This is a genomic window from Amycolatopsis sp. NPDC004368, from assembly GCF_053602515.1.
This window is the reverse complement of record NZ_JBSGDT010000028.1, coordinates 1-20,956: the sequence shown is the minus strand read 5'-3', so window position 1 is coordinate 20,956 and position 20,956 is coordinate 1. Positions and strand designations below refer to the sequence as shown.

The 20,956-nt window shown below is 71.1% G+C and carries 17 protein-coding genes; 9 read left to right on the top strand and 8 right to left on the bottom strand.

Annotation, left to right across the window (positions count from 1 at the left end):
* Positions 1-4: 4 nt before the first annotated feature.
* Positions 5-1,219, bottom strand: a complete 1,215-nt coding sequence (locus ACWEOE_RS30735) for a sarcosine oxidase subunit beta family protein (protein ID WP_452015275.1) — start codon at positions 1,217-1,219, stop codon at positions 5-7.
* 69 nt (positions 1,220-1,288) lie between these two features.
* On the opposite strand from ACWEOE_RS30735, the gene ACWEOE_RS30730 reads away from it, so the two are divergent.
* On the top strand, positions 1,289-1,960 hold the full coding sequence (locus tag ACWEOE_RS30730; protein WP_452015273.1) for a GntR family transcriptional regulator: 672 nt from the start codon (positions 1,289-1,291) through the stop codon (positions 1,958-1,960).
* Positions 1,961-2,047: 87 nt separating this feature from the next.
* Entirely contained in the window at positions 2,048-2,638 is a 591-nt protein-coding gene (locus ACWEOE_RS30725) for a hypothetical protein (protein WP_452015271.1), read from the top strand.
* A 90-nt stretch (positions 2,639-2,728) separates the two neighbouring features.
* Here ACWEOE_RS30725 and ACWEOE_RS30720 read toward each other — a convergent pair whose 3' ends face one another.
* Both ACWEOE_RS30720 and ACWEOE_RS30715 read right to left on the bottom strand, forming a co-directional pair.
* A complete protein-coding gene (locus ACWEOE_RS30720; protein ID WP_452015269.1) occupies positions 2,729-3,850 on the bottom strand; it encodes an aromatic ring-hydroxylating oxygenase subunit alpha in 1,122 nt (373 codons plus the stop codon).
* Between the two features lie 228 nt (positions 3,851-4,078).
* Positions 4,079-4,660, bottom strand: a complete 582-nt coding sequence (locus ACWEOE_RS30715) for a TetR/AcrR family transcriptional regulator (RefSeq protein WP_452015267.1) — start codon at positions 4,658-4,660, stop codon at positions 4,079-4,081.
* A gap of 195 nt (positions 4,661-4,855) precedes the next feature.
* Between ACWEOE_RS30715 and ACWEOE_RS30710 the strand changes: the two genes are divergently transcribed.
* The 7 genes from ACWEOE_RS30710 (at position 4,856) to ACWEOE_RS30680 (ending at position 14,638) form a co-directional block, all read left to right on the top strand.
* Entirely contained in the window at positions 4,856-6,322 is a 1,467-nt protein-coding gene (locus tag ACWEOE_RS30710) for an aldehyde dehydrogenase family protein (RefSeq protein ID WP_452015265.1), read from the top strand.
* A gap of 24 nt (positions 6,323-6,346) precedes the next feature.
* Complete coding sequence (locus ACWEOE_RS30705; protein ID WP_452015263.1) at positions 6,347-7,915, top strand: amino acid permease; 1,569 nt, start codon at positions 6,347-6,349, stop codon at positions 7,913-7,915.
* A gap of 14 nt (positions 7,916-7,929) precedes the next feature.
* On the top strand, positions 7,930-9,588 hold the full coding sequence (betA, locus tag ACWEOE_RS30700) for a choline dehydrogenase (RefSeq protein ID WP_452015261.1): 1,659 nt from the start codon (positions 7,930-7,932) through the stop codon (positions 9,586-9,588).
* Positions 9,589-9,781: 193 nt separating this feature from the next.
* A complete protein-coding gene (locus ACWEOE_RS30695) occupies positions 9,782-10,108 on the top strand; it encodes a bifunctional 3-phenylpropionate/cinnamic acid dioxygenase ferredoxin subunit (RefSeq protein WP_452015415.1) in 327 nt (108 codons plus the stop codon).
* Positions 10,105-11,274 (top strand): NAD(P)/FAD-dependent oxidoreductase, encoded by a 1,170-nt coding sequence (locus ACWEOE_RS30690; protein WP_452015259.1) that lies wholly within the window; start codon positions 10,105-10,107, stop codon positions 11,272-11,274. Before ACWEOE_RS30695 ends, ACWEOE_RS30690 begins: the two co-directional genes overlap by 4 nt.
* Positions 11,275-11,284: 10 nt before the next feature.
* Complete coding sequence (locus ACWEOE_RS30685; protein ID WP_452015257.1) at positions 11,285-12,151, top strand: LysR family transcriptional regulator; 867 nt, start codon at positions 11,285-11,287, stop codon at positions 12,149-12,151.
* A gap of 129 nt (positions 12,152-12,280) precedes the next feature.
* Positions 12,281-14,638 (top strand): arylsulfatase, encoded by a 2,358-nt coding sequence (locus tag ACWEOE_RS30680; protein WP_452015255.1) that lies wholly within the window; start codon positions 12,281-12,283, stop codon positions 14,636-14,638.
* A gap of 77 nt (positions 14,639-14,715) precedes the next feature.
* On the opposite strand, the gene ACWEOE_RS30675 is transcribed toward ACWEOE_RS30680, so the two are convergent.
* From ACWEOE_RS30675 to ACWEOE_RS30655, 5 genes are all read right to left on the bottom strand, one after another.
* On the bottom strand, positions 14,716-15,432 hold the full coding sequence (locus ACWEOE_RS30675) for an AAA family ATPase (RefSeq protein WP_452015253.1): 717 nt from the start codon (positions 15,430-15,432) through the stop codon (positions 14,716-14,718).
* A gap of 63 nt (positions 15,433-15,495) precedes the next feature.
* Positions 15,496-18,240, bottom strand: coding sequence for a cation-translocating P-type ATPase (locus ACWEOE_RS30670; protein WP_452015251.1), 2,745 nt, complete (start codon positions 18,238-18,240; stop codon positions 15,496-15,498).
* A 39-nt stretch (positions 18,241-18,279) separates the two neighbouring features.
* Positions 18,280-19,272, bottom strand: coding sequence for a polyphosphate kinase 2 family protein (locus ACWEOE_RS30665; RefSeq protein ID WP_452015249.1), 993 nt, complete (start codon positions 19,270-19,272; stop codon positions 18,280-18,282).
* A gap of 99 nt (positions 19,273-19,371) precedes the next feature.
* The gene (locus ACWEOE_RS30660) at positions 19,372-20,271 is read right to left on the bottom strand and encodes a 3,4-dihydroxy-2-butanone-4-phosphate synthase (protein ID WP_452015247.1); all 900 of its coding nucleotides are present in this window, start codon (positions 20,269-20,271) and stop codon (positions 19,372-19,374) included.
* Positions 20,268-20,858 carry an NADPH-dependent FMN reductase gene (locus ACWEOE_RS30655; RefSeq protein ID WP_452015245.1) on the bottom strand — a complete coding sequence of 197 codons (591 nt, stop codon included), beginning with the start codon at positions 20,856-20,858 and terminating at the stop codon, positions 20,268-20,270. The genes ACWEOE_RS30660 and ACWEOE_RS30655 overlap by 4 nt, the downstream gene beginning before the upstream one ends.
* Between the last annotated feature and the right edge of the window lie 98 nt (positions 20,859-20,956).

Here is a 20,956-nt window from a genome sequence, read left to right as displayed (position 1 = left end):
TCGGCTAATGCGCCACGGCGGCGGCGCCGTGTTCGTCGACGAGGGCACCGGTGGTGAACCGGTCGAGCGTGAACGGTTCGGCGTACTCGTGGGGCTTGCCGCGCGCGATCGTGCTCGCGAAGACGTCGCCGACACCCGGAGTGGCCTTGAACCCGCCGGTGCCCCAGCCGCAGTTGAGGAACAGGTTCTCCACTGGGGTGAGCCCGACGATCGGCGACGCATCGGGTGTCACGTCCACGATCCCGGCCCACGTGCGCAGCAGGTGCGCCCGCGCGAACACCGGGAACAGCTCGACCGCGGCCGCCATCTGGTCCTCGATGATGTGGAACGCGCCGCGCTGCCCGTAGCCGGCGTAGGAGTCGATGCCGGCGCCCATCACGAGCTCGCCCTTGTGGGCCTGGGAAACGTAGACGTGCACGGCGTTCGACATCACCACTGTCGGGTGGATGGGCTCCAGCAGCTCGGACACCAGCGCCTGCAACGGGTGCGACACCAGCGGCAGGTCGAACCCCGCCATCTTCGCCACCACCGACGAATGCCCGGCGGCGCACAGCGCGACCTTGCCCGCCGCGATCCGGCCGCGGGTCGTGTCCACCGCCGTCACCCGGCCCGCCGTCGTCTCGATGCCGGTGACCTCGCAGTCCTGGACGAGGTCCACGCCCAGCGCGGCGGCGGCGCGGGCGAATCCCCAGGCCACGTAGTCGTGTTTCGCGATGCCGGCCCGCGGCTGGTAGGTGGCGCCCAGCACCGGGTACCGCACGTCGGGTGAGGTGTCGACGATCGGGCAGAGCTCCTTCACCCCGGCCGCGTCGACCCACTCGGCGTCGATGCCGTTGAGCTTGTTGGCCTCGACGCGGCGCACGCTGTCACGCACGTCCTGCAGGCTGTGGGCGAGGTTGAGCACCCCGCGCCGGCTGAACAGGATCGGGTAGCCCAGGTCGTCTTCGAGACCTTCCCACAGCTTCAGGGAGTGCTCGTAGATGCCGGAGCTCTCGTCCAGCAGGTAGTTGGACCGGATGATGGTGGTGTTGCGGGCCATGTTGCCGCCCGCGAGCCAGCCCTTCTCCAGCACCGCGACGTTCGTGATGCCGTGGACCTTCGCGAGGTAGTAGGCGGTGGCCAGGCCGTGCCCACCGCCGCCGACCACGACGACGTCGTAACCGCGCTTCGGTTCCGGGTTGTCCCAGAGGAAATCCGGGTGCTCGGGCAGGTCGGTCATCGGGTGCCCTCCCAGGTCTGCGCGCTGGTCGGCTTCTGATATATCAATCTTCGCTGTAGGGTAGGCGGCGTGAGCACCCCGGTCAACAGCCCGATCCCGGTCAGCGGTCCTTCCCTCGCGGAGCAGGCCTACCTGTTCATCCGCGACCGCCTCGTCATGCTCGACATCAAGCCGGGCGACCCGATCAACGAGGACTGGCTGGGCGGCACGCTCGGCATGGGCCGCACCCCGGTGCGCGAGGCGCTCAAACGCCTCGAGACCGAGCACCTCGTGGTCGCTTACCCGCGGCGCGGCACCTTCGCCACCGACGTGAACATCTCCGATCTCGCCCACATCTCCGAGGTGCGCCGCACGCTCGAACCGATGGCGACGGCGGCCGCGGCCGAGCGCGCGACGGACGCCGACCGCGCCGCGCTCACGGCGCTGCGCGAACAGCTCGTCGCCGGCGACCCGGCGAGCCAACCCGACAACACCGAACTGCTGCGCACCGACCTCGAGCTGCACCGCGCGATCTACGGCTGCGTGCACAACCCGTTCCTCGAGGCCACGCTCATCCACTACGACAACCTCGCGACCCGCATCTGGTGCGTGTTCCTGCCCCGCCTGCGCGGCATGGCCGGCCACGTGAACGAGCACCTGCCCCTGCTCACGTCGATCATCGAGGGCGACGCGAAGAAGGCCGCCGACCTCACGCTCGACCACGTGTCGGGGTTCGAACAGGCGATCCGCGCACTCATCTAGGTCTGTTACGTCCGAAGCGTGTGCGTCACAGTTCGGTTTGTGTTCTGATATGCCCCGCTACCCGATTTGTGACCCAGGGGGATATCGATGAGAAGCGTGATTTGGTGGTCCATCGGCCTGCTCTTCGGGCTGGGGCTGATGACGAACGGCCTGTTCTACACCCCGAGCCCCGACGGCAAGGTGCTGTGCGGCGGCGAAGAGATGCGGCCGGGAACGACCTGCGAGCGAACTCAATACGGAGTGACCTCCACCGAGACCTACGAGGAGAAGCTCCAGGAATCGAGGGACAGCGCGAAGTCCTTCAACGGGGGCGGCAAGTGGGTCAGTTTCGGCATCGGCACGGGGATCGCGGCCTTGTGCGGCTGGCGGCTGACCGTGGCGATCCGGCGCCGGGCCAAGCAGGGCTCCGGCCCCGCCGCCGCGGCCGACCCCGGGCAGCAGCCTGGTTTCCCCCTTCCGCAGGGGTTCCCGCAGCAAGACCAGTTCCGTCAGCAAGGGCAGTTCCCGCAGCAGGCGGTTCCGGTCGGACAGGACTTCCAGCAGCAGGGATTCCCTCCGCAGGCCGCCTATCCGCAGCAGCAGGGTTATCCGCAGCAGCAGGGTTTCACGCCGCCGCAAGGCTTCCGGCAGGCTCCGCCGCCGGGACACCAGCCGCCGAGCGGGCCGTACCAGGGCTAGCGAACACGGGCGACGCTCCGATCGTCGCGTCGGGTGCTGGTCAACGCGGTCCTGCTGCCAGGATCGCGTTGATCAGCACCCCGGCCGTGCTCAGTCCCCGGTCCGCGCCCGCACCCAGTCGTGGAACGCCCCGATGTGGTGCTCGCTCGGCACGAGCACCCCGCCACGGGCGTACGAGCGCGAGTCCATCGCGAGCTGGCACCGTTCGCACGCCTCGAAGTCCTGCAGGTTCACGCGGTGGAACAGCTCCACCGAGCGGTCGAGGTCCACTCCGGACTCCACGACCTCCGGCAGGTACAGCCAGTCGCACACCACGAGCGTGCGGTCGGGGGCGAGCGGGCACATCCGGTGCAGGATCACGTGGTCCGGCACCAGGTTCACGAACACCTGCGGCCGGATGGTGATCGCGTAGTAGCGGCGGTCCTGGTGCTCCCCCACCCCCGGCAGCCGCGTGAGGCCGGCGCTGCCGTCCACGGTGAAGCCGGCGATCCGCTCGCCGAACTCCGCGCCGTGGCCCACGTAGTACTGCGCGGCGTATCCACCGGCGAACTCCGGCAGCACCTCGGTGAGCTCCGGGTGGATCGTCGCGCAGTGGTAGCACTCCATGAAGTTCTCGATGATCTGCTTCCAGTTCGCCTTCACGTCGTACTCGACGCGCCGGCCGAGCGCGAGGCTTTCGAGCGCGTACGACTCGATCTCCCCCGGCCCGCCGAGCCGCTCCGACACGTCGGCCATCACCGTGGCCTCGAACGACGGCGGTTCCTCGGCGAGGCACACCCAGGCGTAGCCCAGCCACTCCCGCACGGCCAGGCGCGTGAGCCCGTACTCGGTCCGGTCGACGTCCGGCATGCCGGTGAGGTTGGGCGCGGCGATCAGCTTGCCGTCGAGGCCGTAGGTCCACGCGTGGTACATGCACTGGAACGCGCGCTTCACCTGACCGCTCGCCTCGGTGCACAGGCGCGCGCCGCGGTGGCGGCAGACGTTGAGGAACGCGTTGACGTGACCGTCACGGCCGCGGGCGACGAGCACGCCCTCACGGCCGATCTGCACGGTCTCGAACGCTCCGGGCGCCGCGAGGTCCGCGGTGCGCACGGCGCAGAACCAGTCCGTCTCGAAGATCCGTTCCTGCTCACGGGCGAAGATAGCCGGGTCGGTGTAGTGGCGGCCGGACAGCGTCGGCAGGAGGCTCTGCGGGAGGTCGGTGGTCGTCACCGGCGGTGCTCCTCTCGGGGCGGGGCGGTCGGTGCGGAGAAGGCACGACTGCGGAGCGGAACCCGGTGATGATGTTGCGCATTACGCGTGCGGTTGCCCTCTCCGGAACACAATGCGGGCGCCCGGCGACGCTGTCAAGCACGGGATTTTCGCGTCACCCGATTACCGGACGCCGCCGGGAACCCGTTGCCGCGGAAGCGGTTCCGACGCGAATCCACGGCGAACTCCTCAGGCCGCCGGACCTTCGATGGCCCGGCGGAACAGAGCTTCGATCTCCGGCCGCGCCGGCTGCGGGTCGGCCAGCGCCGCCTGCATCAGCAGGCCGCAGAACAGCCCGGCGAGCAGCCGGCCGGTGAGCGGATCCGTCCGGGTGGAGAAGAGGTTGATCAACGCGTCGTCCCACGCCGCGCTCGCCGGGCGCAGCCGCGGCCGGTGCAGCGCGGCCACGTAGAGGTCGTACTCGACGACGGTGTGCGGGTAGAGCTCGTGGATGTAACCCATCACCAGATCCGCCAGCGCCGCGGCGAAGTCGGCACCGGGCGCGAGTGCCTGTTCCCACTCGCGCAGCTCGCGCACGTTGTTCGCGGCCGCCGCGTGCAGCGCCACCTCGAGCAGGTCGTCGAGCGTCGCGAAGTGGTAGGTCGTCGAACCCAGCGGCACGCCGGCCGCCGCCGCGACGGCGCGGTGGGTCAGCCCGTCGATGCCGCGTTCGGCCACGACCTCGATGGCCGCCTTCGCGATCCGCGCGCGCCGCTCCGGGTCGTTCGGGCCGCGCAGCTTCCTGCGCCCGGCGGTGTCACTCGTCGCCATCGCCGCGAAGCTCCTTCACTCACCGATCTCGTCAGCCACCACTGATCGTCGCACGGCGCCGCGCGAACGTCCGGTGACGACGTCGAGAACTCGTTGTGGACATGTGTACACAGTTAGCGTACAAATGTACGCACTCGAAGTGCCGCGTGTCACACCTCGCGTGGCGAAAGGCTGCGCGAACTGCAGGAAGGCCTGATGAAGGACCTCCACATCGACGGAATCTGGACCGAAGCCGCCGACGAGGCGCGCTCGGAAGTGCTCAACCCCGCCACCGGCGAGGTGCTGGCGACGGTGTCCGTGGCCGGCCCGGACCAGGTCGGCGCCGCCGTGGCCGCGGCCCGCCGCGCGTTCGACGCCGGGCCGTGGCGGAGAACCACCGCGGCCGATCGCGCCGACCTGCTCACGCGTGTCGCCGCGCTGCTGCAGCGCGACCGCGAGGACCTGGCTCGCACCGAAACCCTCGACACCGGCAAGACACTCGCCGAGGGCCGCATCGACGTCGACGACGTCACCGCCGTCTTCCGCTACTACGCGGCCCTGGCGGCCCAGGACGCCGGACGGGTGGTCGACACCGGCGACCCGCGCGCGATCAGCCGGATCACGCACGAACCGGTGGGCGTCTGCGCCCTGATCGCGCCGTGGAACTACCCGCTGCTGCAGATGTCGTGGAAGCTCGCGCCCGCGCTGGCCGCGGGCAACACCACGGTGCTCAAGCCGAGTGAGGTCACCCCGCTCTCCACGATCCGGCTGGTGGCGCTCGCCGAGGAAGCGGGGGTCCCGCCCGGGGTCGTGAACCTGCTGCTGGGCCCCGGTCCGGTCGGCGCCGCGCTCGTGGCCGACGCCGGGGTGGACCTCGTGTCGTTCACCGGCGGGCTCGCGACCGGCGAGAAGATCATGGCCTCGGCCGCAGTAGGTGTCCGGCGCGTCGCCCTCGAACTGGGCGGCAAGAACCCCAACGTGGTGTTCGACGACGCCGATTTCGAGACCGCGCTCGACTACGCGCTCGCCGCCGCGTTCGTCCACTCCGGACAGGTCTGCTCGGCCGGCGCGCGGCTGATCGTGCAGGACGGTGTGCACGACCGCTTCGTCGACGAGCTCGCCGCGCGCACCGACCGCATCCGCGTCGGCAACGGGCTCGACCCCGCCAGCGAAGCGGGCCCGCTGGTGTCCGAGCAGCACCGCGCGAAGGTCGAAAAGTACATCGCCGGCGCGCTCGAAGCGGGCGCGACCCTGCGCGCCGGTGGCGGCCGCCCCGACGACCCGGCGCTGCGGCGTGGGTTCTTCCTGCGTCCCACGGTGTTCTCCGGCTGCACCCGGGACATGGCCGTGGTGCGCGAGGAGGTGTTCGGCCCGGTGGTGACCGTCGAGCGGTTCACCGACGAGGCCGAGGCGATCACGCTGGCCAACGACACCGACTACGGGCTCGCGGGTGCCGTCTGGACGTCGGACGCCGGGCGGGCACAACGCGTGGCCGGAGCCCTGCGCCACGGCACCGTGTGGATCAACGACTACCACCCCTACCTGCCGCAGGCGGAGTGGGGCGGGTTCGGCCGGTCTGGCATCGGCCGTGAGCTCGGCCCGTCGGGGCTGGCGGAGTACCGCGAGACCAAGCACGTCTACCACAACATCGATCCCGTGCCGCAGCGCTGGTTCAAAGGCTGATTCTCCCCCACAGGAAGAAGAACCATGACCACACGTGCCAAGCCGGCGGGCGGCGGGTCCGCCGCGGACCCCTCCGACAGCTCCGAGCTCGCCAAGTTCGGTTACCGCCAGGAGCTCGAACGCTCGCTGGGCTCCTTCTCCAGCTTCGCCGCCGGGTTCAGCTACATCTCGATCATGACCGGCGTGTTCCAGCTGTTCTTCTTCGGCTTCGGCTCCGGCGGGCCGGCCTTCATCTGGACGTGGCCGCTGGTGTTCCTGGGCCAGCTCGCCGTGGCGCTGTGCTTCGCCGAGCTCGCCGGGCAGTTCCCGCTCGCGGGCTCGGTGTACCAGTGGGCCAAGCAGATCGCGAAACCCGCGACGTCGTGGCTCGCGGGCTGGATCATGATCGTCGGGGCGATCGTGACGGCCGCGGCCGTCGCGGTGGCGTACCAGATCATCCTGCCGCAGGTCTCCACCGCGTTCCAGATCGTCGGCAGCGACTCCGACGCCGGCCTCACCTCGACGCCCGGAGGGGCGCAGAACGCGATCATCCTCGCGCTCGTGCTCGTGGTCTTCGCGACGATCGTGAACATCATTGGCGTGAAGCTCATGGCGAAGATCAACAACTTCGGCGTCGCCGTCGAGCTCGGCGCGAGCATCCTGCTGATCATCGCGCTGGCCGTGCACATCAAGCGCGGCCCCGGCATCGTGTTCGACACCCACGGCACCGGCGACGGCACCTCGCTCGGTTACCTCGGGGCGTTCCTGGTGGCGTCGCTGATGAGCGCGTACGTGTTCTACGGCTTCGACACCGCGGGCTCGCTCGCCGAGGAGACCACCCAGCCGCGCAAGCACGCGCCGCGCGCCATCATCCGAGCGCTCACCGCCGCGTTCCTCGTCGGCGGGCTGATGATGCTGATCGGCATGATGGCCGTCGGCGACCTCGACGCCGAGGAACTGTCCACTTCGGGCATGCCGTACCTGCTCAAGAGCACCCTGGGCACCGGCCTCGGCGACGCGTTCCTGATCTGCTCGGCCATCGCCATCACGGTGTGCTGCCTCGCCGTGCAGACCGCCGCGATCCGCATGACGTTCGCGATGGCCCGCGACGGGCGGCTGCCCTTCGGCAAAACGCTCGCGAAGGTGTCGCCCCGCTCGAAGACGCCGGTCGTGCCGGCACTGATCACCGGAGGGCTGACCGTGGTGGTGCTGCTGATCAACCTCGGCAACCAGCGCGCGTTCTTCGTGCTCACCTCCACCGCGATCATCCTGTTCTACATCCCCTACCTGATGGTCACCGTCCCGATGCTGATCCGCCGCCTGCGCGGGCACTGGCCGCGCCCCGAGCACGGTCCGTACTTCAGGCTCGGCCGCTGGGGCACGCTCGTGAACTTCGTCGCGGTGGTCTACGGCGCGGGCATGACGCTCAACCTCATCTGGCCCCGGGCCGAGGTCTACGGCGACGACCACTGGTACTTCCAGTGGGGCGCCGTGCTCATCACCGCGCTCATCGTGCTGGTCGGCGGGGTGCTGCTGTGGGTTCGCCGCCACCGCTGGGCCGCGGCGCACACGAGCGCCGAGCACCGGCCGGAGGACCCGGCGACCCAGGTCTGAGAGAAGGAGGAGACATGAGTACCGAGACCTACGACTTCGTCATCGTCGGCGGCGGGTCGGCGGGCTGCGCGCTCGCCAACCGCCTCTCGGCCGATCCCGCGACGAAGGTGCTGGTCCTCGAAGCCGGCCGCGAGGACGCGAAGTGGGACGTGTTCATCCACATGCCCGCCGCGCTGACCTTCCCCATCGGCAGCAGGTTCTACGACTGGGGCTACCGCAGCGAACCCGAGCCCCACATGAACCGGCGGCGCATCTACCACGCACGCGGCAAGGTGCTCGGCGGGTCGAGCAGCATCAACGGGATGATCTTCCAGCGCGGCAACCCGCTCGACTACGAGCGCTGGGCGGGTGAGCCCGGCATGTCCGATTGGGACTACGCCCACTGCCTGCCCTACTTCCGCCGCATGGAGAACTGCCTCGCCGACGCGCCCGACGGGCCGTGGCGCGGACATGACGGTCCACTGGAGCTGGAGCGAGGCCCGGCGACCAACCCGTTGTTCGAAGCGTTTTTCGACGCCGCCGTGCAGGCGGGCTACCCGCGCACCGACGATGTGAACGGCTACCGGCAGGAAGGTTTCGCCGCCTTCGACCGCAACGTCCGCAAAGGACGGCGGCTCTCTGCCGCCCGCGCGTACTTACACCCGGTGCTGCACCGCAAGAACCTCACGGTGAAGACCCGCGCGTTCGTGTCACAGATCCTCTTCGACGGCACGCGCGCGATCGGCCTTGAGTACGCGCAGGGCCGCGGCGCGCCCGGTGAGGTGTACGGCAAGGAGATCATCCTGTGCGGCGGCGCGATCAACACGCCGCAGCTGCTGCAGCTCTCGGGTGTGGGCAACGCGGGCGAGCTCGAAAAACTCGGCATCGACGTGGTGCGCGATCTGCCGGGCGTCGGCGAGAACCTGCAGGACCACCTCGAGGTCTACATCCAGTACGCGTGCAAGCAGCCGGTGTCGATGCAGCCCTCACTCGCGAAGTGGAAGCGACCGTGGATCGGCGCGCAGTGGCTGTTCCTGCGCTCGGGCCCGGCGGCCACCAACCACTTCGAGGGCGGCGGGTTCGTCCGCAGCAACGACGAGGTGGCCTACCCCAACCTGATGTTCCACTTCCTGCCCATCGCGATCCGCTACGACGGCTCGGTGCCCGCGGGTGGCCACGGCTACCAGGTGCACGTCGGCCCGATGTACGCCGACACCCGCGGCTCGGTGAAGATCACCTCGACCGACCCGCGCGAGCACCCGGCCCTGCGCTTCAACTACCTGTCCACGGAGAACGACCGCCGCGAGTGGGTCGAGGCCGTGCGGGTGGCGCGCAAGATCCTCAACCAGCCCGCACTCGACGCGTACAACGGCGGCGAGATCTCCCCCGGTCCCTCGGTCGAGACCGACGAGGAGATCCTCGACTGGGTCGCCAAGGACGCCGAGACCGCGCTGCACCCCTCCTGCACCGCGAAGATGGGCGTGGACGAGCTGGCGGTGGTCGACCCGGGCAGCATGCGCGTGCACGGCACCGAGGGCCTGCGGGTGGTCGACGCGTCGGTGCTGCCCTACATCCCCAACGGCAACATCTACGCGCCGGTGATGATGACCGCCGAGAAGGCCGCCGACCTGATCCTCGGCAACACCCCGCTCGCGCCGATCAAGCAGCCCTTCCACCGCCACAGTCCCGCGTGACGACGGTCAGGCCGGACCCGTGCGCCCCGCGGCGCACGGGCCGTCGGCGTGCCCGCGGACAGGGCACAAAACCGGCCTCGATCGGCCCCGGGCGCCCCCTTGACGGCGGCCCGACCGCACCCGCAGACTTGTTGCGTATCGCGTCGTGAGTTTCCTCATATGCAACACCCCCAGCTCCTCACCGGAGGCCCAGATGCTGCGCGCGTGCACGGTGGACGAACTGCCCCCCGGCGAATCCGTCCGGATCGCGGGGCCCGAGCCGATCGCGGTGTTCAACGCCGACGGCGAGCTCTACGCGATCGGCGACACGTGCAGCCACCAGGACGCGTCGCTGGCCGACGGCTGGCTCGAGGGCTGTTTCGTCGAGTGCCCGCTGCACGCCGCGTTGTTCGACCTGCGCACGGGGGTGCCGTCGGGCCTGCCGGCGAAGCAGCCGGTGCGCACCTACCCCATTCACGTCGAGAACGGCGTGGTCTTCGTGCTCGCGGAAGCCACCGCCAACACCGAGGACGCCGCGTGAAAAGCGTCGCGATCGTCGGCGCCTCACTCGCCGGTGCCCGGGCCGCGCAGGAGCTGCGGGCCCAGGGGTTCGACGGCCGGGTCGTGCTCGTCGGCGCCGAGCCGCACCTGCCGTACGACCGCCCGCCGCTGTCGAAAGCGTTCCTCGCCGGCACGGCGGGCCGCGCGTCGCTCGACCTGCTCGACGCCGACGACACGGCGTCATTGGAGCTGCGGCTGGGCACCCGGGCCGAACGGCTCGACCCGGCCGGCGGACGCCTTGTGCTCTCCGATGGCGACCTGGCGGTCGACGGGGTCGTGCTCGCCACGGGCGGCCGAGCCCGCACGCTGCCGGGCACACGCGGCGTCGCCGGCGTTCACGTGCTGCGCACCCTCGACGACGCGCTCGCCTTGCGCGGTGAGCTGGTGCCGGGGGTGCGCGTGGTGATCGTGGGCGCGGGCTTCATCGGAGCCGAGGTCGCCTCGACGTGCCGCGCGCTCGGCCTCGACGTCACGGTGCTCGAAGCGCTGGCCACGCCGTTGGCGGGGGTGCTCGGTCCGCAGCTGGCCGAGGTGTGCTCGCGGCTGCACGAACGCCACGGCACGGTCCTGCGCTGCGGTGCCGCCGTCGACGAGCTCGTGACCCGCGACGGGCGCGTGACCGGCGTGCGGCTGGTCGGCGGCGAGGAACTGCCGGCCGACGTGGTCGTCGTCGGGATCGGGATGGTGCCGGAAACGGAGTGGCTGGCGGATTCGGGTCTCGCACTCGGCAACGGCGTGCACGTGTGCAGCGGGCTCGTGACCGCGCTGCCCAACGTGGTCGCGGTCGGCGACGTCGCCGCGTACACCTCGGCTGAGACCCGGCAACGGCACCGGCACGAGCACTGGACCAACGCGAGCGAGCAGGCCGGTGTCGCCGTCGCGAACCTGCTGGCGGGCACCACGACCCGGCACTACACGCCGAGCGGGTACGTCTGGTCGGACCAGTACGCGGGCACCCTGCAGCTGGCGGGCCACCCCGAACCCGGTGACGAGGTCGTGTTCACCGAGGGCGGCCCCGACGATCCCGCGTTCGTGGCGACCTACCGGCGCGACGACGTGCCGGTCGGGGTCTTCGCGCTCAACAGCGCCCGGCAGTTCACCCGGCTGCGGCGCCAGGTGTTGCGGCGGCCCGCCCCGGTCGCTTGACTCCCGGGGGATGGAACGCCGGCAGTTGCAGTACTTCCTCGCCGTGGTCGACCACGGCGGGTTCACCAACGCCGCACGACGGCTGCACGTCGCGCAGCCTTCGCTCTCGCACGCCGTGCGGGCACTGGAAAAGGAGCTCGGCGGGCTGCTGTTCCACCGCCTGCCCCACGGTGTGACGCTGACGCCGGCGGGCACGGCGCTCGTCGACCCGGCCCGCCAGATCCTGCGTGACCTGCGCACGGCCGAGGTGTCCGTGCGCGAGATCCTCGGACTCGGCGGCGGCACGCTCGACCTCGCGTCGCAGACGACGCTGGCCGTCGACCCGCTCGCGCGCCTGCTCGGCCGGTTCCGCGCTGCCCACCCCAAGGTCCTCGTGCGCGTGCGGGCACCGGAGACCGGCGCCGACGTGGTGCACCGGGTCCGAAGTGGACAGAGCGAGGTCGGCCTGGTCGAGTCCGGTGCCGAGACGCCGGAGCTGGCCGGGCTCGACCTGGCCGAGCAGGAGGTGTTCGCCGTGCTGCTGGCGGACTCGGCGGTGGGCGACGCGCTGCCCGTGGCCGAACTGGCCACACTCGACCTCGTGACGACCCCGCCCGGCACGGCCACGCGCTGGATCGTCGAGGAAGCGTTGCGCGGCACCGCCGAACCGCGCGTGGTCGTGGAGACCGAGCACCGCGCGATGATCGTGCCGCTCGTACTAGCCGGAGCTGGTGCGGCGCTGCTGCCCCGGGCCATGGCCGAGGACGCCCGTCGCCAGGGCGCGGTCACCGTGCCGCTCGCCCCGCCGCTGCTGCGGCGCGGCCGCATGGTGTGGCGGCCCGGGCCGCTCTCCCCCGCCGCCGAACGGTTCCTGGCACTGGCCGATGGTTCCGCCTGAACACGGGGCCCATCAAGATCGGCTCTGGGCCTGATCGAATTCCGGTCTGGGCCACCCCCTTCCGGAGCCTGGCCGCGGCGGACACCGCGCTGTGAAGCTGGTTTCTTCCCCGTTCGGAAGGAGACCTCCATGTCCGCGTTCCCCGCCGGGCGCCACGTGCTGCCGCGCCCGGACGTCACCGTGCCCGCGCCGACGGCGCTCGACGTGCGCGAAAGCCGTGACCGGGGAACGCCGATCGGACCCGTGCCACCGCCCGAGGGCGCGCCGAACGTGGTGCTGGTGCTGGCCGACGACCTCGGGTTCGGCACGTCCAGCGCGTTCGGCGGCCCCTGCGCCATGCCGACAGCCGACCGGCTGGCGGCGGGCGGGCTGCGCTACACCCGGTTCCACGTCACCGCGCTGTGCTCCCCCACCCGCCAGGCACTGATGACCGGGCGCAACCACCACTGCGTCGGCATGGGCGGCACCACGGAGATGGCGACCTCGGCGCCGGGCTACCACGGGTTCCGCCCCCGCAGCGCCGCCACGCTCGCCCAGATCCTGCAGGGAAACGGGTACAGCACCGCCGCGTTCGGCAAGTGGCACCAGACACCGCCGCGTGAGATCAGCGCCGTCGGACCGTTCGACCGGTGGCCGACCGGTGAAGGCTTCGACACGTTCTACGGGTTCCTCGGCGCGGAGATGAACCACTGGCACCCGTTGCTGTACCGGGGAACCACGCCGGTCGAACCCGCTCGCGGCCCCGAAGACGGCTACCACCTGACCGAGGACCTCGTGGACCACGCCGTCGACTGGGTGCGCACGCAGCGCACGCTCACGCCCGACCACCCGTTCTTCACCTACCTGGCCCTCGGCGCCGCCCACGCGCCGCTGCACGTCGGGCGCGAGTGGCGCGAACGCCAGCGCGGCCGTTTCGACCACGGCTGGGACCGGCAGCGGGATCTCACGCTGGCCCGGCAGAAGGCACTCGGCGTGGTGCCGGAGGACACCGAGCTCGCACCGTGGGCCGAGGGTGTGCCGCGCTGGGCCGAGCTCGACGACACCCGGCGCCGGCTCGCCGCACGGTTCATGGAGACCTTCGCCGCGTTCGTCGAGCACGCCGACACCGAGGTGGGCCGGTTCGTGACCGCGCTGGAAGAGCTCGGCGCGCTCGACAACACGATTTTCCTCTACCTGCTGGGAGACAACGGCGCCTCCGGCGAAGGCGGCGTCGAGGGCACGCTCGTGGAACACCGGCTCGGGCACGGGCTCGTCGACGACCCGCAGGAGATGATCCGGCACCTCGACGAGATCGGCGACCCCAGCACCTATCCCATCGCGCCCGCCGGCTGGGCGCTCGCGCTGAACACGCCGTACCAGTGGACGAAACAGGTCGCCTCACACCTCGGCGGCACGCGTGACGGGCTCATCGTGCACTGGCCCGCGGGCGGCGCCGAAGCCGGCGGGCTGCGCCACCAGTACGGCCACGTGATCGACGTGCTGCCCACGATCCTCGACTGCGCGGGCATTCCCGCACCCCACAGCGTCGACGGGGTGCAGCAGCAGCCGATCGAAGGCGTGAGCCTGCGCGACACGATCACCGACGCGGCCGCGCTGGAGCGCCACCACACGCAGTACTACGAGATGTGCGGCAACCGCGGGATCTACCACCAGGGCTGGACCGCGCTGACCCGCCACGGCGTGCCGTGGGAGATGGTGGCAACCGAACGGCGCCCGTTCGCCGACGACGTCTGGGAGCTCTACGACCTCACGCGCGACTGGAGCCAGTCCCACGACCTCGCCGCCGAGCACCCGGCGAAACTCCGGGAACTGCAGGACCTCTTCCTCGTCGAAGCCGCGCGGCACCAGGTGTTCCCGCTCGACGACCGCGTGACCGAACGCGAGAACCCCGTGCTGGCGGGCCGGCTCGACCTGCTCGGAGCGCGCACGTCGGTCACCTACCGCGGCGGGATGCGCCGCTTCACCGAGGAGACCACGCTCAACGTGAAGAACCGCTCGCACGTGATCACCGCCGACGTCGAGCTGCCGAGTACACCGGCGTCCGGGGTCGTGATCGCGCAGGGCGGCCGCTTCGGCGGCTGGACGCTGTACTTCACCGACGGCCGCCCGGTGTACGTCTACAACTACTTCGGCCTGGAGCAGTCCACTGCGGCGGCGCCCGACCCGCTCGGCCCGGGCCGGCACGAGCTGCGCCTCGAGTTCACCTACGACGGCGGCGGGCCAGGCCTCGGCGGCGACGCCGTGCTGACCGCGGACGGGGAGAAGATCGCCTCGGCCCGCGTCGAGCGGACGATCGCGTACTACTTCTCCTTCGACGAAACGCTCGACGTCGGCGTCGACCTCGGCACCCCCGTGTCGGACGGCTACGCCGCGGGGGCCAACGCGTTCACCGGGACCGTCCACACGGTCCGCGTCGACCTCGGCCCGGCCGCCGAGCACGGCCAATTCGACGGTGGCCTGCAGCGACGAATCATGGGCGCCCAGTAGTCACCCGACCGAGCGCGCGGCAGGTCGAGCACACCGTGCGGCTCGGCGAGCTCAAGCGGGCGACCAGCTGCCGACGGTCAAGCGCTCGGGGAAGGAGTGAGCACACCGGCGATCGCCGCGCGGAACAGTCTTTTTGTCCACTGTGGACCCAGCGGATGACTTGGCTGGTGCGCCCGACCCGCGCTGCGGCGACTGGCCGGCACTGAGAATTTCGTGCGCGCCCGACTGCTGTCGCCGGTGCTCACCGAGCAGGCGCACCGGGGTCCGCCGCCTGGCCTGAGCACGGCGTGCTGCGCGGCGGAGCGGGTGAGCACCCGGGCGGCGGTGAAACCCGGTGGCACCCGCCCTGCCCGCAGCTGCGCCCGCACGATCCGCGCTCTGGCCACGTGCCGCGCGAACGACCGACTGCGCACGAGCCGCGCCCGGCTGTGCTGCCCGGCCAGCGCTTCCTCGGCCGTCGCGTCCAGCCACAGCAGCCGAGCCGGCCGCCGCGTGCCGCGGGCCACCAGGCCGAGCCAGCGGCGGGTCGAGGCGCGGGTGGCGGGCTCGTGGACGACCAGCGGGCCCCGCCGCAGCGCGGCGCACAGCACGATCCGCACGCGGTGGCACCCGTGCACCACCGGCCGGTAGAACCGGTACGGCACCACGGCGGGCACCACCGCGTCGAGACGGCCGCGAACCTGATCGGAATCGAGCACCCGCAGGTCGCGCGCGGCGTGGCGCAGCATCGTCGTCTTGCCCGCTCCGGGCAGCCCCGCGACCACGAGCAGGTCCCGGTTCCCGAGCTCGATCACGGTGCGTTCCATGCCCTGACAACGGGCAACGAAAGGTAATGGTTCCTTTACCCTTCGTTGCTGTCAGACCTTCGCCACCCGATCGGCTCCACGCCCTTTCAGCTGCCGGGCCGTCAGCTGCCGGGCCACGGCCTTGCCGGCTTCCCAGAGGATCAGCAGCGAGGCCGCCGGAACCAGCGCCCAGAAGAACTGCGTGAGCGTGAGGTCGGTGGTGCCGAGCAGCGTGTTGAACACCTCCATCTTGAACGCCAGCACCGCCAGCACGAACTCGCCGAGCATCGCCCAGTTCATCTGCTTGCTGTCGAACGTCGCCGTCGTGAGCGCCGTCGCTGTCTCGCTGCGGCATTCGACGGCCGCCACGATCAGGCACAACGCGAACGCCGTGAAGGCGATCGTGGTGGCGACCTCGGCACTGCCGTAGTAGTCCCCGCCGAGCGAGAGCAGCAGGAGCAGGCCGACGGTCACGGCCAGCCCGGCGAGCCCGACCGTGATGAACACCGGCCGCGTGAGCACGGACTCGCCGCGCGGCCGCGGTTTGAGGCCCATCAGCCCCGGGGTTTCGCGGTCGAAGCCGAGCGCGAACCCGAAGGGCGCGTTGACCACGAAGTGGATCCACAGGACCTGCGCGGGCGTGAACGGTTCGCCGGCGGCGATGTTGAACAGGCTCGCACCCAGGAACGTCAGCACGAACACGACGAGCAGCACCAGCACGAAGCGGATGTACTTCGTGAGGTTGTCGTAGATCTTGCGGCCTTGTTCGACGGCGAACACGATCGTCGCGAAGTTGTCGTCGGACAGGATCATCCGGCTCGCGTTCTTCGCGACGTCGGTGCCGCTGCCCATCGCGATGCCGAGGTCCGCCGCCTTGATGGCCGGCGCGTCGTTCACGCCGTCGCCGGTCATGGCGACGACGTCGCCCTTCTTCTTGAGCGTCTCGGCCAGGATCACCTTGTGTTCCGGGGAAACCCGGCCCACCACGCCGATGTCGTCGATGCGCGCGAGCCGTTCCTCCTCGGGCAGGTCCGCGAACTCCGAACCCAGCACGGCCTTCCCCGGGATGCCCAGCTGCTTCGCGATGGCCGCGCCGGTGGTCACGTCGTCGCCGGTCACCATCCGCACGCGGATGTGGGCCGCCTGCGCACTGGCCACCGCCCCCTTCGACTGCTCGCGCGGCGGGTCGACCATCGCCACCAGGCTCGTCACCCGCAGGTCCCGCACGTAGGAGAGCAGGTCACCGCCGGCGTCGAACGCCTCCGGGTCGAGGTCGCACTGGGCGGCCGCCATCACGCGCCGGCCCTGGCCTTCCATGCTCTTCATGCGCTCGTGGGCCCGCCGGCGCACGCTCTCGTCCCAGGCCACGGTGCCGCGGCCCGCCAGCGCGGTGGCGGCGCGGTGCATCACCGCGGGCGCGGCGCCCTTCACGAAGCAGCGCACCACCGCGCGCCCGGTGTCGTCGACGGTCGGGTGGAAGGTGGCCATCAGCTTGTACGACGGGTCGAAGGGCAGCGTCGCGGTGCGCGGCAGCTTCTCCCGCGTCGCGTCGACATCGAGACCGGCCTTGGCGCCGAGCACGAGCAGCGCGCCCTCCGTGGGGTCGCCGACGACCTTGCCGTCGACGATCTTGGCGTCGCTGGCGAGCAGGTACGGCAGGATCGCGCTCTCGATGCCACCCGCGGTGCCGGCGGCGTGGTGGACCTTGCCGTCGAGGCCGTACCCGATCCCGCTCACGGTGTAGCGGTCGGTCTCGGTCACCACCTCGACGGCGGTCATCTGGTTCATCGTCAGCGTGCCGGTCTTGTCCGAGTTGATCGCGGAGGTGAACCCGAGCGTCTCGACCGAGGGCAGGTCCTTGACGATCGCGCTGCGCTTGGCCAGATCGACGCTGCCGAGCGAAAGGATCACCTGGCTCACCGTCGGCAGGGCCTCCGGGATGGCCGCGATCGCGAGCGAGATCGCGCTGACGAACAGCACGTCCCACGACAGGTCGCGGCTGCGGCCCAGCACGAACATCACGACCATGGTGATCCCGGCGGCCCCGGCGATCCACAGCGTGAGCGTGTTGAGCTGCCGGGTCAGCGGCGACTGCTCCCGCGCGGTGGCCGAGAGCATCCCGGAGATCTTGCCCAGCTCCGTGCCCTGGCCGGTGCCGGTCACGATCACCGTGGCGCTGCCGTGCGTGACCGGGCAGTTCATGAACGCCATGTTCGACTGGTCACCCGGGCCGAGCTTCCCGGCCGGCAACGCGGTCGCGTCCTTCGCCGCCGGCGTGCTCTCGCCCGTCAGCGCGGACTCGTCGATCTGCAGCGCGTTGGCCTCGACGATGCGGCAGTCGGCGGGGATCTGGTCGCCCGCCGTGATCAGCACGACGTCACCCACCACGAGCTGCTCCGCCGGGACCTCCTCCTCGACGCCGTCGCGGCGCACGCGCGCGGTCGCCTTCATCATCGACTTGAGCGCGTTCATCGCGCTCTCGGCCTTGCCTTCCTGGCGCAGCCCGGCCACGGCGTTGCCCACGGTGAGCACGAGCAGCAGCACCGCCGTGCCCCACTGCATGATGACCAGTGACACCACGGCGGCCGCCACGAGGATGAGCTGCATGTAGCTGCGGTACTGGTCGAGAAACCGCAGCCAGCCGGGTTTCGGTTTCTCCTCGGGCAGCGCGTTGGGCCCGTTCACGCTCAGCCGTTCGGCCGCGGTGGCCGACGAGAGCCCGAACCCGAGGTCGACGCCGAACGCCGACGCGACGTCTCCGGGGGTGCGCGAGTACCAGTGGTGCTCTTTCACCGGCACGTGTTCCTGTGCGACCATTTCCGCCCTCCGATCGCCGTTGAGCCGGCCCGGCGGCCTTCAGTGCTTCTTCTGCTTCTTGCGCTTCTTCTTTCCCTTGCGTCGCTTCGTCTCCTCGGCCGCCGCGTACGGATCGGCCGGCGCGCCTTCCGGTGCCTGGCCTTCCAGCTCGGCCCTCGCGACGAGCAGGTCGCTGCGCCGCTCGTCGCTCACCGTCGGGTACTGGGGATCGATGTCGATCAGGGTGTGCACGAGCACGGCGGCCGCCGACATCCGCGCGAACCACTTGCGGTCCGCCGGGATCACGTACCAGGGCGCCCATTCCGTGCTGGTCGCCGAAAGGACCTTCGAGAACGCCCGCTGGTAGTCGTCCCAGAACCGGCGTTCCCGGGCGTCGGCGGCGGAGAACTTCCAGTTCCGGTCGGGCCGGTCGATGCGCCGGAGGAACCGTGCCCGCTGTTCTTCCTTGGACAGGTTGAGGAACAGCTTCACGATCTTGAACCCGTTGTCGGTCAGATAGCGTTCCCACTCGTTGATCTCGCGGAACCGGCGCGCCCAGACCTTGCCCTGGCGCGCCGAAGGCGGCAGCCGCTGGCGGTCGAGGTGCTCCGGGTGCACGCGCACCACCAGCACTTCCTCGTAGTGCGAGCGGTTGAAGATCCCGATGTCCCCGCGCGCGGGCAGCCGGCACGCGTAGCGCCACAGGTAGTCGTGGTCGAGCTCTTCCGACGAGGGCACCTTGAAGCCGCTCACGCTCACACCCTGCGGGTTGACGCCGCTCATCACGTGGCGGATCGTGCCGTCCTTGCCCCCGGCGTCGAGCGCCTGCAGGCACACGAGCACGCCGTAGGTGTTCTGGGCGGCCAGGCGCCGCTGGTAGTCCGCCAGCATCGTGACGCCGGTGGCCAGCAGCTCGCGGCCGTCCTTCTTGCGCAGGGTGTCGCCGCGGTAGGCCGGGTCGAAGTCCCGGTCGAGGCGCACCTTCGACCCCGGCTCGACCCGCAACGGCTCGATGAACTTCGCGATCCGCTCGGCCCGCTCGTCGCCCACCATGGTTCAGTCCTCTTCCGCCGACCAGGGTCCAGTTCCCCGGCGACGCCTGAACCTCTCAGGCCGCGCTCGCGCTCGCCTCACCCATCGCGGGTGATCCGGTCAGTCCCCCAGCCCGAGGTCGCGCAGGATCTGCTGCGCGACGGGCTCCGCGCTGCCGTCTGGCACCGGATGACCACCCAGCGCCGCCCACAGCGAACGGCGACCGCGGACGTACACCAGCACACCCGAACCGACGTCCGTGATCTCGGCGAGCGACTCGCGCACGGCCCGCGCGCACCCGCAGTGCCGAGCACCGAACGCGTCGCCGGCCGGGCATTCGACGTGGACGCGCACCACGGCGCCTTCGCCCGGCTCACCGTGCACGAGGGCCACGTGCTCACCACCGTCGACGAGGTCGCGGTAGCCGAGCGCGCGGAAACCGCCGGGTGCCAGGGGAAGCCGGGCCGCCGCGGCCCGCTCGACGAGCCGCTCGTGCGCCCGCCGGTAGGCGATCAGCTCCGAGACGGTCACCCACGGCAGGCCGTCGGCGGCCACGTCGAGCTCCACGAACGCCGCAACCGGTGACCCGACCGCGATCCGGGCGAGGTCGACGGCCGCGTCGGCGAGGCCGGGGTGCTCCAGGACCCCGAGCCGCCGCGCACGGGTGGGGAACACCGGCCCCGGGACGCGGAAGTCCTCGCGCCGGGCGGCGGGATCGGCCAGCGTGCGAAGCGTGGCCGCCGGCGAGCCGCGGGCGCCGACCCCGACGTGGACCGCGGAGCCCGGCACCATGACCGGGATTCGCAGCCGGTCGAGCCACTGGCCGGGCAGCGCGCAGCCCACCGGCCCGCCGTGGGCAGCGAGGAACCGCACCGTCTCGCCGGTCACGAGCTCGGCGGCGGCGACCAGCGCCGTCCCCGCCTCGCCCGCGACCAGCACGACCTCACCCCGGGCCAGCGCCGCGGCAGCGTCGGTGACCCCGTCGCCGGTGAGCGCCTCCCAGGCCGGCGACAGCGTCACGCCGCGCTCCACAGCCGCGCGAACCCGCACACCTGTCGCCCCACCGTGGCCAGCTGTTCACCGACCTTCACGTCGGCGATGCCGCCCTCGGCGTCGAACGGCCTGGTCGCCGAGTTCACCACCACCCCCAGCGGCGTCGGCCACCCACGCAGGGCATGGACCGTGGAGCGCAGCGAGGTCAGCGTGGTGACCCCGGCCTGCCAGCCACCCGTCGCGACGACGCAGCCCACGGCCTTGCCGTCGAGGTAGGGCACCGGGTCGTCGGCCAGCTCCTGCAGGTGGTCGAGCGCGTTTTTCAGCAGCCCGGAGATCCCGCCGTGGTAGCCGGGCACGGACAGCACGAGCGCGTCGGCCCGCCGGACGGCTTGGAGCAGCGCCACGGCGTCGTCGGTCAGCGGCGCCACGCCCGGGTCGTACATCGGCAACGACAGCTGCCTGGCGGTGATCAGTTCGGTCTCGGCGCCCTCGGCCTCGGCGCTCGCGAGCGCGTGGCGCAGCGCGCGCTCCGACGTCGAGCCGGGCCGCAGCGTGCCGCCGATCCCCAGCACGCGCACGGGGTCTTCGCCGGTGCTCGGCAGTGCGGTCATGACCTGTCCTACCTTTCGAGTACGGGTTTGATCTGGTCGTTCGTAGGATCGGAGGACCCGGGGGTTTCGGGTATGGCTGTCATGACTGAGCCGTCGGA

What these genes read in the sequence shown, in the direction of transcription:
- ACWEOE_RS30735 (WP_452015275.1), bottom strand. Translation starts at nt 1,219, where the DNA reads ATGACCGACCTGCCCGAGCACCCGGATTTCCTCTGGGACAACCCGGAA.
- ACWEOE_RS30725 (WP_452015271.1), top strand. Translation starts at nt 2,048, where the DNA reads ATGAGAAGCGTGATTTGGTGGTCCATCGGCCTGCTCTTCGGGCTGGGG.
- ACWEOE_RS30715 (WP_452015267.1), bottom strand. Translation starts at nt 4,660, where the DNA reads ATGGCGACGAGTGACACCGCCGGGCGCAGGAAGCTGCGCGGCCCGAAC.
- ACWEOE_RS30710 (WP_452015265.1), top strand. Translation starts at nt 4,856, where the DNA reads ATGAAGGACCTCCACATCGACGGAATCTGGACCGAAGCCGCCGACGAG.
- ACWEOE_RS30705 (WP_452015263.1), top strand. Translation starts at nt 6,347, where the DNA reads ATGACCACACGTGCCAAGCCGGCGGGCGGCGGGTCCGCCGCGGACCCC.
- betA (WP_452015261.1), top strand. Translation starts at nt 7,930, where the DNA reads ATGAGTACCGAGACCTACGACTTCGTCATCGTCGGCGGCGGGTCGGCG.
- ACWEOE_RS30695 (WP_452015415.1), top strand. Translation starts at nt 9,782, where the DNA reads ATGCTGCGCGCGTGCACGGTGGACGAACTGCCCCCCGGCGAATCCGTC.
- ACWEOE_RS30685 (WP_452015257.1), top strand. Translation starts at nt 11,285, where the DNA reads ATGGAACGCCGGCAGTTGCAGTACTTCCTCGCCGTGGTCGACCACGGC.
- ACWEOE_RS30680 (WP_452015255.1), top strand. Translation starts at nt 12,281, where the DNA reads ATGTCCGCGTTCCCCGCCGGGCGCCACGTGCTGCCGCGCCCGGACGTC.
- ACWEOE_RS30670 (WP_452015251.1), bottom strand. Translation starts at nt 18,240, where the DNA reads ATGGTCGCACAGGAACACGTGCCGGTGAAAGAGCACCACTGGTACTCG.
- ACWEOE_RS30665 (WP_452015249.1), bottom strand. Translation starts at nt 19,272, where the DNA reads ATGGTGGGCGACGAGCGGGCCGAGCGGATCGCGAAGTTCATCGAGCCG.
- ACWEOE_RS30655 (WP_452015245.1), bottom strand. Translation starts at nt 20,858, where the DNA reads ATGACCGCACTGCCGAGCACCGGCGAAGACCCCGTGCGCGTGCTGGGG.